General features: G+C 60.0%; 13 protein-coding genes. 5 read left to right on the top strand and 8 right to left on the bottom strand.

What is annotated here, in order from left to right; translation table 11 throughout:
* Window positions 1-2 precede the first annotated feature (2 nt).
* The gene (locus ACR809_RS12620; RefSeq protein ID WP_014907574.1) at window positions 3-581 is read right to left on the bottom strand and encodes a GNAT family N-acetyltransferase; all 579 of its coding nucleotides are present in this window, start codon (window positions 579-581) and stop codon (window positions 3-5) included.
* 70 nt (window positions 582-651) lie between these two features.
* Entirely contained in the window at window positions 652-840 is a 189-nt protein-coding gene (locus ACR809_RS12615; protein WP_032415986.1) for a hypothetical protein, read from the bottom strand.
* 338 nt (window positions 841-1,178) lie between these two features.
* On the opposite strand from ACR809_RS12615, the gene ACR809_RS12610 reads away from it, so the two are divergent.
* Window positions 1,179-1,757: a TetR/AcrR family transcriptional regulator gene (locus ACR809_RS12610; protein ID WP_122051304.1), complete on the top strand. Its 579-nt coding sequence runs from the start codon at window positions 1,179-1,181 to the stop codon at window positions 1,755-1,757.
* Here ACR809_RS12610 and ACR809_RS12605 read toward each other — a convergent pair.
* Window positions 1,733-2,833, bottom strand: coding sequence for an iron-containing redox enzyme family protein (locus ACR809_RS12605; RefSeq protein WP_004148409.1), 1,101 nt, complete (start codon window positions 2,831-2,833; stop codon window positions 1,733-1,735). The two genes, ACR809_RS12610 and ACR809_RS12605, sit on opposite strands and share 25 nt — an antisense overlap.
* A 201-nt stretch (window positions 2,834-3,034) precedes the next feature.
* Here ACR809_RS12605 and ACR809_RS12600 point away from each other — a divergent pair, with 201 nt between their 5' ends.
* The gene (locus tag ACR809_RS12600; RefSeq protein WP_122051303.1) at window positions 3,035-3,949 is read left to right on the top strand and encodes a DMT family transporter; all 915 of its coding nucleotides are present in this window, start codon (window positions 3,035-3,037) and stop codon (window positions 3,947-3,949) included.
* 40 nt (window positions 3,950-3,989) lie between these two features.
* Here ACR809_RS12600 and ACR809_RS12595 read toward each other — a convergent pair whose 3' ends face one another.
* Window positions 3,990-5,222: an MFS transporter gene (locus ACR809_RS12595; RefSeq protein WP_122051302.1), complete on the bottom strand. Its 1,233-nt coding sequence runs from the start codon at window positions 5,220-5,222 to the stop codon at window positions 3,990-3,992.
* Between the two features lie 275 nt (window positions 5,223-5,497).
* Between ACR809_RS12595 and ACR809_RS12590 the strand changes: the two genes are divergently transcribed.
* Both ACR809_RS12590 and ACR809_RS12585 read left to right on the top strand, forming a co-directional pair.
* On the top strand, window positions 5,498-7,105 hold the full coding sequence (locus ACR809_RS12590) for an FAD-NAD(P)-binding protein (protein WP_117103884.1): 1,608 nt from the start codon (window positions 5,498-5,500) through the stop codon (window positions 7,103-7,105).
* A 107-nt stretch (window positions 7,106-7,212) separates the two neighbouring features.
* Window positions 7,213-8,313 carry an NADH:flavin oxidoreductase/NADH oxidase gene (locus ACR809_RS12585; RefSeq protein WP_117103885.1) on the top strand — a complete coding sequence of 367 codons (1,101 nt, stop codon included), beginning with the start codon at window positions 7,213-7,215 and terminating at the stop codon, window positions 8,311-8,313.
* A 232-nt stretch (window positions 8,314-8,545) separates the two neighbouring features.
* On the opposite strand, the gene ACR809_RS12580 is transcribed toward ACR809_RS12585, so the two are convergent.
* On the bottom strand, window positions 8,546-9,079 hold the full coding sequence (locus ACR809_RS12580) for an E3 ubiquitin--protein ligase (protein ID WP_162992540.1): 534 nt from the start codon (window positions 9,077-9,079) through the stop codon (window positions 8,546-8,548).
* Window positions 9,080-9,143: 64 nt separating this feature from the next.
* Window positions 9,144-10,034 (bottom strand): LysR family transcriptional regulator, encoded by an 891-nt coding sequence (locus ACR809_RS12575; protein ID WP_004218747.1) that lies wholly within the window; start codon window positions 10,032-10,034, stop codon window positions 9,144-9,146.
* Window positions 10,035-10,208: 174 nt separating this feature from the next.
* Between ACR809_RS12575 and ACR809_RS12570 the strand changes: the two genes are divergently transcribed.
* Window positions 10,209-11,186, top strand: a complete 978-nt coding sequence (locus tag ACR809_RS12570) for an NAD(P)H-dependent flavin oxidoreductase (RefSeq protein ID WP_117103886.1) — start codon at window positions 10,209-10,211, stop codon at window positions 11,184-11,186.
* Window positions 11,187-11,218: 32 nt separating this feature from the next.
* On the opposite strand, the gene hpxK is transcribed toward ACR809_RS12570, so the two are convergent.
* Together hpxK and ACR809_RS12560 are read right to left on the bottom strand one after the other, a co-directional pair.
* Complete coding sequence (hpxK, locus tag ACR809_RS12565) at window positions 11,219-12,478, bottom strand: allantoate amidohydrolase (RefSeq protein WP_122051300.1); 1,260 nt, start codon at window positions 12,476-12,478, stop codon at window positions 11,219-11,221.
* Window positions 12,475-13,716: a pyridoxal-phosphate-dependent aminotransferase family protein gene (locus ACR809_RS12560; RefSeq protein ID WP_019705120.1), complete on the bottom strand. Its 1,242-nt coding sequence runs from the start codon at window positions 13,714-13,716 to the stop codon at window positions 12,475-12,477. The genes hpxK and ACR809_RS12560 overlap by 4 nt, the downstream gene beginning before the upstream one ends.
* Between the last annotated feature and the right edge of the window lie 9 nt (window positions 13,717-13,725).

Genomic DNA, 13,725 nt, shown 5'->3' with positions numbered 1-13,725 from the left:
CTTCACTGATATTCGCTACGCAACAGCGCGTACAGGTACTCATCGCCCCACTCGCCTTTAAAAAAGATATTCTGCCGGTAATGCGCCTCGCGACGAAAGCCCAGCCCTTCCAGGAGTTTGATCGCGCCGGTATTGCGGGTGTCTACCACCGCTGTCAGCCGGTGGTGGGCTAACTGTTCAAAGAGTAAGGCCATCACCGCCCGCATGGCTTCCCGGGCATACCCCTGATGCTGATACGCAGGGGAAAAGGTCATCCCCAGCTCGGCTTGTCTGCCGTGATCTAAGAAGTGGATCCCCACATCTCCCGCCAGCGCACCGTTGGCCTGGATCTCTACGGCAAGCTGGAACCAGCTCTCATCCTCAGCAAAGGCCTGCGAACGCTGTTGTTCATAGAAGGCTGTCGCCTCTGTCATGCCGTAGTGGGTCCAGCTCTGAAAGCGGGCCACCTCCGGCAGATTGCGATAATGGCTGAAAGACGGCAGATCTTCCGTTCTGAACCGGCGCAGCAGCAGCCGGGGCGTGGTCAGGGGTAATTTCATCTCTTCTCTTCTTCTCAATGAGACGGGCAATGGCGGGGCCATCTTAACCTGCGCAGCCTCAACCCAGCCATCGCACTTCCTTGTCAATTTAATATAAAGTTAAATTTCGATATTAAAATTTCACAAACCGATAATACATTACAATAACAAATACGAAAAACAGGGGAACAAGCCAGAGAGGCGTCTCTGGAAAAAAGAGCCCTTGCGCCACGGCGAAGAGGATGGTCAGTACAGCTGGGCCATAAGATGAAATTAACGACCTGAATATTCTTCGCAGCAATCTTTTAATAAGATTCATCATAGTTATCGGATCATCCTGGTAATGATGTCTGTAATACCCTCATTCGATGCCTGTCCTGCTGTAACCGTCTCAGACTTCAGAAATAATGCCTATCAGAAAGTACATCATTCACAGCTTATGTGTATAAAGGTCCGAATAATACGCCGGTTCAGAAACATAAGGACATGACTTGTGTATGTCTACGCAATCTTGTTTTTATTGAGGGAACCGACTCCGCATAAACCGCGGCTGATTTACTTTTTGCCCGTCTGGCGGCAAGATCCGGCATAATGCACCGCTGTCGCAGGACGGCCGTGTCACCGGCAATCGTGACAGCGAACCATTCGACAGGAAAACGCATGAAGCCAAAACAAGCGGACATTCTCCGCCACGCCAGCGCGCTGTTTAATCGCGAAGGATATCAGTCGCCCAGCATCGAGCGGATTGCTGAACATGCTGGCATCTCCAAAATGACCTTCTACCGCTATTACGCCGATAAAGAGGCGCTCATTCTGGCTATCCTCAAGCAGAAAGAGAGCGAATTTATGCAGGATTTGGCGCAGATCACCGCGGATAAACCCAGCGCGCGGGAAAAGCTGTTCGCCGTGTTCGACTACTACCATCGCTGGTTTACCTGCGAAACGTTCCACGGCTGCATGTTTACCCGCGCGCTGTTTGAATATGGCGCGTCATCGCCGGCGATCCGGGAGCAATGCTCCCGATTTAAGTCGCTCCTCTGGCAGTTCTTCCGCGATATCCTCCTGCAGGTGTTAAAACCGGAACCTGCCGAGCGGGTGGCCATGATGATGGTGATGCTCATCGATGGCGCCATCGCCGCCCAGCAGGCCGAGTCCGCCGAATGCCGGGAGATCCCGCCAGGGGTGACCGCCTGGAGCGCGGCCAAAGCGCTTATTTACTCAGAAGGCGGTACGCTGTGAGATGATAAACTGCCGCCCAGCGACTGCAGGGCCGCCAGCAGACCATCATAGTAATCGTTGCAGGTTTGCAGACGCAGCGCGGCGCCAAAGAAGACCTCCTCCATCGCCGCCGGATGTTTTTTGCCAATCGGCACAATCACATTGTTCAGCCAGCCATCCGCATGACCGATGTCGACCGTGATATGTTCGGCATAGTAATGCACGTCGCGCTCGGAAAGCCCAATCCGCCGACAGCCCGCCACCAGTTTTTCATACTGCGGCGGGTCGAGCAGCTCGGTCATCGCCATGACCCCCAGCGATTTGTAATAATGCTGACGGTTTACGCCGCCCAGCATAAAGGCGTTATACCCGGCCAGCCCCTGCCACTCGTACAAATGGGCAAAATGATTGTCCGGCAACGCGATATTCCGCCGCTTCAGTAAATCCTTATACAGATTAACGTGGGTGATCTCGGTGCTGCCCTGGCCTATCTCATCCCACAGATTTTGCGCAATCTCAGCGCGGGTTTCCGGCAGCGAGCCCACCAGCCCCATCGCCACCAGATCGAAGAAAAGCAGATTGAGGGCGCTGTCGCTTTTGAAGAAATAGTCGATTTGCGCCGCAGAGGCCTCGCTGGCAAGGAAATCGAACAGCGGATGATGAGACGCCGGGTGCTGCTGGCATAAGGCGCGCAGTTCGTCGACGATATTGCCGGCGTTAAGCATTGGTCTCTGGTGGTGGAAGCGTTTGCTTTCCGCCCGCAGCCACTCAGACTCGATGTAATTTCTGATCCCGGAAAGCAGCGGATGAAACTGATTGGCAGCCGCTGGCGAGAGCGGGTCGGCAAGCCAGGACTGATAAAGAATGAACAGCGCGTGGTGCGCACGCTTTTTGGCCTGTGGATCGTCAGCGGAGAAGGCGCGGATGCAGGTATTCTCAGTGAGATGCCAGGCTCTGTCGGCCACCAGCGGGTTGGCCGTCAGCTTCAGCGACAGCGCGTTGCTGTGCAGAAGCTGGTCAATTAACTCATCCAGCGCCAGCCTGGCCATCACCGCGGTCTGGTCGCTTCCAATCACCCCATTATCTGTGTTACGCATGATTTATCCCTGTGAAATACATGGCTACTATACGGTATAGTACCGTCCATAATGCGGCAACGTAAATTTCACACGCGTTGTCAATTTACTGTTTATTAAAGAATTTAAATTAATACAATAAAAACCACTAAAATATTATTGATATTATAAAAACAATAACATTACCATTCAGTACAGTGACAAACGACACAAGGAATCATCATGCCCTATCTGTTACTGACGCTGGCGGCTCTGTTCTGGGGCGGGAATTATGTTGTCGGGCACGTGCTGGTGCAGGGCGTGGATCCGATCCTGATGACCGAAGCGCGCTGGGCGCTGACGGCGCTGCTGCTGGGCCTGCTCTACCGACAGCAAATCGCCGGCAGTCGCCGCCTGCTGCGGGCAAACGCCCCGGCGGTGGTGGTGCTAACCCTCTGCGGCCAGGTCAGCTTCCCGCTCACGCTCTATATTGGCCTGCAAACCACCTCCGCGCTCAACGCCGCCATCTATATGTCCGCCACGCCGAGCATGGTACTGTTGATTAACCGGCTGATTTTCCGCGACCCGGTATCGGCGCGTAACTGGCTGGGGGTCATCTTCAGCACCCTCGGCGTAATGATCCTGTTATTCCAGGGAAACCCACTGCACGCCGCCTCGCTGCATAGCTTTGCCGTCGGCGATCTGTGGGCGATGGGATCGGCGCTGAGCTGGGCGCTCTACTGTTCGCTGTTACGTCTGAAGGACCGCCGAATCCCGGCGAATGGCTTTGTCGCCGTCAGCTCGCTGCTTGGCGCGCTGATCCTGCTGCCCATCGTCGCCTTCTGGCTGATGCGCCACCCGGCGCAGGACTGGGCAGCCTGGCGCGAGCCGTTTTTCCTCAGCGGCCTGGCGTATCTGGTAATTTTCCCATCGTGGCTGGCCTATCTGTTCTGGAACAAAGGTATCGCCACCATTGGCGCCACGCGGGGCGAAATTTACACCCACATCATCCCTCTCTCCGGTGGGGTGTTGAGCATCCTCTTCCTGCATACTCAACCGCAGGCCTGGCATCTGTTTAGCGCGCTGTTCATCATGGTGGGGATTGGGATCTGCTCGCTGGAGAAACGCCAGGCGGCGTCTATTCGTCTGCGTGACTAATGTATGCGACCGGGCGCCTGGCCACGCCCGGTCACAAAAGTTAACGGCTGGTGGAGAGCGGCTGGTGATGTCCCGCTCCTTCGGATTGGATCGCCCGGCCTTCGCGACCAAAAAAGGTCAGGACGGTAATGACAATCGCCACCGTCCCGGCCACCAGGGCCATTGCCAGGCCGTAGTTATGCCCATGATGCTGGGCGATTGATGCCTGGAGAGTGGCATTCACCGAAGCCAGCAAATTACCCAGCTGGTAGACGAAGCCGGGCAGCACCGCCCGGGTGTTGGCCGGGACCAGTTCATTGAGCCAGGTGGGGATCACCCCCCAGGCCCCCTGGACCATAAACTGCATCAGGAACGCCCCCGCCCCCAGCGCCAGCGAGCCGCTGGCGAAGGCCCACAGCGGGATAACCGGCAGCGCCAGCAGAGCGGCAATCATAATCGCTTTGCGCCGGCCAATTTTCTCCGACAGCGAACCGAAGAACACTCCACCAATGATCGAGGCGATGTTATAGCAGACCGCGATGATGCTGACCGTTTTAGGCTCGAAGCCGTGCTGAACTTTCAAAAAGACCGGGTAAAGATCCTGCGTCCCGTGGGAGAAGAAGTTGAAAGCCGCCATCAGCACCACCAGGTACAGGCACAGCTTCCAGTGGCTACGCAGTACCGGCAGCAGGGCCGTACTCTCTTTATTCTGCCTGGCCGCCTGCCAAACCGGAGACTCCTCGACGCAGAAATAGATAAACGGCAGCAGCAGCACCGGCGCGGCGCCAATGACAAACATCCCGCGCCAGCCGAGTTGTTCAAACAGCAGCCCGTAGGCGACGGCCGCCAGCAAATAGCCGAAGGGGTATCCCGCCTGGAACAGGCCGGACATCAGGCCGCGCGAGCGGTCGGGGATCGTCTCCATCGCCAGCGAAGAGGCCACGCCCCAGATCCCGCCCATCGCCACGCCGTACAGCACCCGCAGCAGGAAAAACAGCATCAACGACGGCGCGGCGGCGGAGAGCAGCTCAAAAGCCGAGAAGAACACAATGTTGAGCATCAGGATTGGTTTGCGACCAAACTTCTCCGCCGCCCTGCCGAAAATTAGCGCGCCGACGGGCCGCACGGCCAGAGTCAGCAGAATCGCCAGGGTGACCTCCTCAAGGTCGACATGAAACGAGTGGGCGATATCGCTCAGTAAAAAAACTAACAGGAAAAAGTCGAAAGCATCGAGCGTCCAGCTTAAAAAACTGGCTATCGCCGCATTACGCTGTCGTGAGGTCCAGCCGTGCATCTTGTCATCCCTATCCCGACGGCATTGCCGGGAGTGTGCGCGGCGTCCAGCAGAGCGAGCTGGGGTCACCGCTTGTGTAAATTGTTTGTATAGAAAGTTGCTCTTTTGTTAATTACACCCCTTTTACGACAATCGGCAAGTTTATTAGCATGCTAATTTGTTTCAAATTGCGTGTTCCCCTCACCGGTTCGGCAATTTTCGACCAGAATTAAAACCAGGTTCGCTTAAGCGAAGCGTCATCAATGCCGCATCTGCCCACAGGAAGGGAGAGAATCATGAAGAGAATTGCCATCGTCGGCGTGGGGCCGACGGGGATTTACACCTTTTATGAACTGGTGAAGCGCGGTGAGCCGCTGGCCATCACCCTGTTTGAAAAAGAGGCGCAGGCCGGGGTGGGTATGCCCTACAGTGACGATAATACCGCGGCGCAAATGCTGGCCAATATTGCCAGCATTGAGATCCCCCCCATCGACCTGACCTACCTGCAATGGCTGCAGCAGCAAAGCGATGACTGGCTGGCGGCGCGCGGGCTTGAACGGCACGCCCTGCATGAGCGCCAGTTTCTGCCGCGGGTTATCCTCGGCGAATACTATCGCGACCGTTTTCTGTACCTCGTTGAGCGGGCCCGGGACGTCGGCTTTGTGATTAGCGTTTGTGAATCCTGTGAAGTCACGGATATTGCGGTTCAGCCCACCGGGATCGCCATCCACACCGATAGTGCAGCAGACCCGGTAATTGTCGACCTGGTGGCGATTGCCACCGGCCATCTGTGGCCTGAAGAAGAGCGCGCCAGCCGACAGTACTTCCCCAGCCCGTGGACCGGCCTGATGGAGGCCCGCATTGCCCCCTGCCGGGTGGGGATCCTTGGGACTTCATTAAGCGCGATTGATGCCGCCGTGGCGGTAGTGGCCCGCCACGGCGTTTTCCATACCGAGGACGACAAAACGACCCATTTTTCCCTCCATCCAGGCAGCGAAGCGCTGGAGATCACCCTGATGTCACGCCACGGCGTGCTGCCGGAGGCCGATTTTTACTGCCCGATCCCGTGGGAGCCGCTGGAGATTGCCACTCCCGCCGCCCTCGAAGCGGCCATTGCGGAGGGTAGCGACGCTCTGTTAGATCGGATTTTTGAGCTGATCGTTAAAGAGCTGGAATATGCTGCCCCCGACTGGAGCGAGGCGATCGGGCTTCGTCAGCTGACGCCTGACAGTATCGCCGACGCCTGGTTTGCCGACCGCCTCACCCATGACCCCTTTCAGTGGGCGCAGCGCAATCTGCAGGAGGTGGAGCGCAATAAGCGCGAACACCACACGGTGCCCTGGCGCTATGCCATTCTGCGCCTGCATGAGGCGATTGAAACCGTGGTGCCGCAGTTCAACGACGCGGACAGCCGTCGCTTCCGCCAGGGCCTCGCCCGGGTATTTATCGATAACTACGCCGCCATTCCGCCAGAGTCCATACGTCGGCTGCTGGCCCTGCACCGGGCTGGCATTCTGCGGATCCTGACGCTGGGCGAAGATTATGAGCTGCAGCGGGAGCCTGACCGGACGCTGATTGTTCATCATCGTCAGCGCTGCGAATTCGATGTCTTTATCGATGCCCGCGGACAAAAAGCGCTGAAAACCCGGGATCTGCCCTTCCCTTCACTGCGCCAGCAGCTGCTGGCCTGCGGCGACGACATTCCGGACGTCGGTGATGACTACACGCTGCAGGCGCCGGAGACAGTGCGCGGCCGGGTCGCCTTCGGCGCCCTTCCCTGGCTGATGCACGATCGCCCCTTTGTGCAGGGGCTGACGGCCAGCGCCGAGATTGCCAGCGCTATGGCCCGCGCCGTGTCGCAGCAGGCCGCCGGCCGACGGCGCCGTCTCTGGTATATCGAATAGCGGAGCGCTTAAGCGCAATATCCGAATACTGGGGGGGTGAACAGGCGTGCTATAAACAGCAACTGTCCGTCCCCTGCACGACCACGTTTAACATTTACGAGGTATTCATGAGTCATCTTTTTAGCGCGACGCGAATTGGTCAACTCACCCTTGATAACCGTATCGTTATCGCCCCGATGTGTCAGTACTCCGCCGACGAGGGTAAGGCGACCTCCTGGCACCGGATCCATCTTGGCCAACTGGCTTTCTCCGGCGCCGGCCTGTTAATTCTGGAAGCCACGGCGGTAGAGCCTGCGGGGCGTATTTCCCCGGGGGATCTGGGGCTGTGGGATGATGAAACCGAAAACGCCCTGCGCGGCGTAGTCGAAGATATTCGGGCCTGGTCGCCGATCCGTCTGGGGATCCAGCTGGGTCATGCCGGACGCAAGGCATCCTGCGCCGCCCCGTGGCTGGGAGGCCATCAGCTGGCGCTCAACGATGGTGGCTGGCAGACCGTCGCCCCTTCCGCCGTGGCGTTTCACGATGGCGATCGCGCCCCCGCTGAACTGAGCCATGCCGATATGGCGCGCATCAAAGCGGCCTTCGTCGCCAGCGCGCTGCGCGCCCAGCGGCTGGGCTTTGAGCTGATTGAACTGCACGCCGCCCACGGCTATCTGCTGCACCAGTTTCTCTCGCCGCTCAGCAACCAGCGCCGCGACGAGTACGGCGGTTCGCTGGAGAACCGAATGCGCTATCCGCTGGAAGTCTTTAAGGCGATCCGCGAGGCAGTGGGCAACACCATGGCGGTGGGCGTCAGGCTGTCGGCTACCGACTGGGTCGAAGGCGGCTGGGACTGCGAGCAGTCCATTAAGTTTAGCCAGCAGCTGGAAACGCTGGGCAGTGACTATATTCACGTCTCCAGCGGCGGTTTGTCGCCGCAGCAGGCGATCAACGTTGGGCCGGGATACCAGTTGCCTTTCGCCCGCGACATTCGCCAGCAGGTAGCCATCCCGGTGATTGGCGTGGGGCTGATCACCGACCCGCAGCAGGCGGAAGCGGCGCTGGAGAATGGCGATGCCGACCTGATCGCCCTCGCCCGCGCGGTACTCTACGATCCGCACTGGCCGTGGCACGCAGCGGCCAGCCTTGGCGCCCAGGTCCGTGTGCCGTCGCAGTATTTGCGCTCGGAGCCGCACGGCCTGAAAGGCACCCTGCTGCCAAACCGTTGAACCCACGGCGGGCATAAAAAAGGGGTATCGTAAGATACCCCTGAGCAGGATGTTATTGCGGTCCATGTGCCGGGCGGCGGCGACGCCTTGCCCGGCCTACAAAAGGGTGATACCCGGTCATTGCGCAGCCAACCCGCCCCCTGCGTAGGCCCGCGCAAGCGCAGCGCCGCCGGGCAATCTATCAGGCTCCGCTCCCTATATTTCCGGGCGCGGGTCAGGCAAACACCGCGAGTTACTGCTGTGCGGCAGGCGGCGCGGCGTTCTGTTTATCCTTCGCGATACTGTCCTGGATGGCTTTGGTTTTGCTCGCCGCTTCAGCCGAGAGCTGATTGGCGTCACCGATGGCGTTGTCTTTGATCTGACCCGCCTCTTTGACTATGCGGTCACTTTCCTGTTTTGCGTTCTGCTTCACCGCATCGGCCTGGGCTTTCGCCTGCTGGGCGATGGCGTCCGCCTTCTTGTCCGCCTCGGCCTTGATGGCGCTGGCCTGATCCTTCAGGCGATCGGCCTCGGCGTCAGCCTGGCTTTTCAGCGTATCGATTTGCTTATCCGCATCCTGTTTAATTGCCTGCGCTTTATCCGCCGCGGCATCCTTCATCTGCTCCGCATTATCTTTAGCCTTATCCAGTCTGTTATCAACTTTCGACGCATCGTCGCAGCCAAACAGGGTAAGGCACAGGGCGGAAGCGAGTAGTGTTTTATTCCAGAGTTTCATCAGCATTCCCTTACAGGTTAAGTCGTTATCCAGCTTTGTGATTCGTTGCATTAATAGCATTCACATTTTATATATAAACGCTCAGCCGATAGAGTCAAGGCGACAGCGCCGATTGTCAGTCCAGGGTCGCCACCAGCCCCTGCAGCCAGTCGGCAAAGACCCGAACCTTATGCGAGAGATGCCGGTGCGGATAGAGCAGCGACAACGGTCGACGCGGCGCCGGAAAGTCCGGCAAAACTTCCACCAGTTGCCCGCTGTCGATATAAGGTTGCAAAAAGAAACGCATCCCCTGCAGCATCCCCAGCCCCGCCAGCCCGGCAGCAGTAAAGACTTCAGAGTTGTCCAGCACCAGTTTACCGGGAATGGCGATCTGCCTGATGCCCTCCGGGGTCTGGAATCGCCAGGGCATAATCTGCCGGCTGCTGCTGTTCACCCAGTTCACCGCCAGATGCGACTGCAGGTCCTCCAGCGTCGCGGGCGCCCCATAGCGCGCCAGATAGCCCGGACTGGCGCAGGTGGTTAACGCCACCTCCCCCAGTGAACGCGCCACATAGTCGCCATCCTCAAGATCCCCCACCCGCAGCAGGCAATCCAGACCATCGCGCAGCATATCCCGGCGTACGTCGGAGCTGCTGAGGACAATCTCCACCTCCGGATGGGCCTGATAAAAATCCGGCAGATGCGGGATCACCAGCAGCCGGGCAAAGGCGATCGGCATATCAACGCGCAGCTGACCGCGGATCGGCCGGTCCGGCGCGAACGACTCCAGCAGATCGTCGGCCTGGGAGAGCAACGGTTTGCTGCGACGATAAAACTCTTCCCCCTCCGGCGTAAGATACAGACGCCGGGTGGTGCGCTGCAGCAGCCGGACCCCGCTCTCCTGCTCCAGTTGCTGCAGTGCTTTGGTCACCGCCGGTCGGTGGATCTGCAAATTTTCCGCCGCCTGGGCAAAGCTGCCGGCATCGACGATTTCAATAAAAATTTTAATATTTTCAAAAAGATTCATTTGCATGATGGCCCGCCCCCCACCTCTTCATCAGTTCACATTATTACTAATTTAATAATAGTGATGAAAGTTTTTGCTCATTTTTTAAAACAATAAAGACGCCTACACTGCCCTCATTGCCGCATCGCTGGGGCGAACAAATTTATAACTTATTAACATACAAGGAAAAATAGCATGCAACCTAACCGCGTCGCCCGCATTCTGGGTATTGAAAAACCGGTGGTCCAGGGGCCCCTCTCCTGGCTAACCGATGCTCGTCTGGTGGCGGCCGTCGGCAACGCCGGTGGGCTTGGCGTGCTGGGCCCGAACGCCGGACTGACGGCGGCAACCGCCGTCTCCACCCCGGAGGCCACCGCCGAGAAAATGCGCGAAGAGATCCGCAAAACCAAACAGCTGACGGAGAAACCCTTTGGCGTCAACCTGATCCCGACGGCGGAAAATGACATCTGGACGCCGGCGATCCTCCCGATGATCAAAGAGGAAGGGGTTAAGGTGGTGGTCTACACCGGCTACGGCGACGGTTCGTTAAAACCGGCGCTGTTCGACGAACTGAAAGCCGCCGGGATCACCATTATCTATCGTGACATCAATCCGACGCCGGAGAATAGCCGCCGCGCGGAGCAGGCCGGAGCGGATATTATTGTCGCCACCGGCTTTGACGAAGGCGGCACGCTGCCGGGTACCGCCCTCGGGACCTTCACCATCGTCCCGCTGATCGTTGACGCGGTACAGCGGGTTCCGGTGATGGCCGCCGGAGGGATCACCGACGCCCGGGGCGCGCGCGCCGTTCATGCCCTGGGGGCGGAGGGCGTCTTCGCCGGTTCGGTATTTATCAGCACCATCGAAAGCCGGGTTCCCGACTCGGTGAAAGCGAAAATTGTGGCCGCCAACGGTCTGGATCTGCGCCTGTTCCGTACCCTGCCGGACTACTACCGCGCGCTGCCCGGCAAACTGAGCGACACACTGGTGGCCATGGACCGGGCCGGCGCCTCCAGGACCGAGCTGGCCCAGGCGATGGGTGGTCTGCGCGGGATGCGGCTGGGCATGCTGGAGGGGAATACCGATGAGGGATATATCTCGGTGGGCGCGGGGATCGGCAACATCCATGCCATCACCTCCGTCGCCGAGGTGGTCAACCAGCTGGCGGTGTAAAGCCGCCAGCCGGGGCACGGTGACCGGCGCGATCAGGCGTCGGCCACCTTCTCTACCGCCCTGGAGAAAGCGTCGATAGCCAGCCCGACGTCGGCGGCGGTCACCGACTCCGCCGGGTGATGGCTGACGCCCCCCAGGCAACGCACAAACAGCATGGCCGATGGCCAGCGCTCGGCGATGGCGATAGCATCATGCCCTGCGCCGCTCGGCAGCGTCAGGGAACGCCCCTGCACCGCCGCCACCGCCTCGCTCAGCACCGCCTGCAGGTGACTGTCGCAGGCGGTGGCGGCGATGCGATAATACTCCTCGGCGGCGAAACTCAGCTGGCGGCGCCCGGCAATGGCCTGCGCCTGCCCCAGCAGTTCCTCCAGCAGCGCCGTCAGCGGCGCATCCTGCGGGCCGCGAATATCCAGCGTCAACTGCACCTCGCCCGGTATCACGTTCACCGCGCCCGGCGCACAGCGCAGGGTGCCGACCGTCGCCACCAGGTTACCGCCGCGCTGCCGGGTCAGGTTTTCCACCTGCACCATCCATTCCGCCGCCGCGGCGAGGGCGTCCTTGCGATGGAGCATCGGCACCGTGCCGGCATGGCCAGCTTCGCCGGTAAAACGGCAGTTCAGCCGTCTGGCGCCGTTAATCGCTTCCACCACGCCGAGCGCCAGCCCCGCCTGCTCCAGGCACGGCCCCTGCTCGATATGCAGTTCCAGATAGGCGGCGATATCCCGCGGGTGACGGGCCGCGTGGGCGATCCGCGCCGGATCGAGTCCGGCATTCACCAGCGCCTGGGCGACGCTCACCCCGTCGGTATCGCACTGTGACAGCCAGCTTTCAGGCCAGGTGCCGGTGACGCCGCGACTGCCGAGCAGGGTAATGCCAAAGCGGGTGCCCTCTTCATCGCCAAAGCCGACGATCTCGATTGCCTTCGCCAGCCGTCGCCCCTGCTGGTGCAGACGCTGGACCACCTCAATCGCCGCCAGCACGCCGAGCATGCCGTCGTAGCGTCCGGCGTTGCGCACGGTGTCAAGATGAGAGCCCAGCAGCACCGCCGGCGCCCCCTCCTGTTGTCCTTCATAACGTCCGCAGATGTTGCCGACGCTGTCCTGCCATACCATCATGCCGGCGGCCTGCATCCACTGCCCCACCAGCTGGTTGGCCTGCAGATGTTCCGGCGACAGATAGACCCGGGTCAGGGCGTCGGCGGTTTCGCTGAGGGCGGCCAGCTGGTCGGCGCGCGCCATCACCCGGCTGGCCGCCGCCTCTCTCTCCGCCAGCTGGCGGACGGTATCACTCATAGGATGGCCTCGGTGCGATAGTGATCCCAGGCCGCCTGCATTGCCGCGCCCTGGGTGGTGGTGAACCTGAGGTAGTTCAGGACCGCTTCCAGCGCGCTGAGCGTCTGCATCACGCAGTCTTTACGCGCGTTATAGCCCATGGTGCCAATGCGCCAGACTTTACCGTGCAGCGGACCAAACGAGGTGCCAATTTCAATGCCGAAATCTTCCAGCATCAGTTTGCGTACCTGATCGCCGTTGACCCCGTTGGGGATCACCACCCCCAGCACGTTATTCATTTTGTGCCGCAGATCGCCAAAGGTCTCGAGCCCCATCGCCTGGATGCCCTTCAGCAGCGCATCGCCGTGCAGTTTGTGGCGGGCGATGCCGTTGTCGAGTCCCTCCTGGAGGATCAGGCGCGCGCACTCCCGGGCGGCGAACAGCGCCGAGGTCGCTTCGGTATGGTGGTTAAGGCGCTCCGGCCCCCAGTAATCCATTACCATGCCGAGATCGAAATAGTTGGAGTAGATCATCTCGTCGACGCCATCGTGATGGGCATCGGTGCGGATCCCCTGCTCAATGCAGCGGCGGCGGCGGATGACCTCTTCCATCCGCGGGCTGAGGGTGATGGGCGACGTGCCGGAAGGACCGCCCAGGCACTTCTGCATCCCGGCGGACACGGCGTCCAGCTGCCAGGCGTCGGTTTCCAGCGGGTTACCGCCGAGCGACGCGGTGGCGTCGGTGTAGAACAGCACATCGTGACGACGGCAAATCTCCCCCAGCTCCGCCAGCGGCTGCAGCATGGTGGTGGAGGTATCGCCCTGCACGGTGAGCAGCAGGCGCGGCCGCACGCGCTTGATCGCATCCTCAACCTGATCCGGCGTAAAGACCTCACCCCACGGCACCTCGATGGTGTGCACCTCTGCCCGGCAGCGACGCGCGATCTCGCACAGCAGATGACCAAACCGGCCGAACACCGGCACCAGCACCTTGTCACCGGGACGGATCGCCGACAGCAGAATCGCTTCGATCCCGGCGCGCGAGGTGCCGTCGACCAACATCGTCCAGCGATTTTCGGTGCGAAACACGCCGCGGTAGAGCGCCATGACTTCATTCATGTAGTGGGTCATCGCCGGATCGTACTGGCCAACCAGCTGGCTCGACATGGCGCGCAGCACGCGCGGGTCGGCATTGATCGGCCCCGGCCCCATCAGCAGGCGCTGCGGCGGGTTAATTTGCGAAAACTGAGTGATATCCATCTGCCATTC

This window comes from Klebsiella sp. CD33, from assembly GCF_051992865.1.
Classification (GTDB): domain Bacteria; phylum Pseudomonadota; class Gammaproteobacteria; order Enterobacterales; family Enterobacteriaceae; genus Klebsiella; species Klebsiella pneumoniae.
Note: the sequence above shows the minus strand (reverse complement) of the source record. Positions and strands in the feature narration are given on the sequence as shown.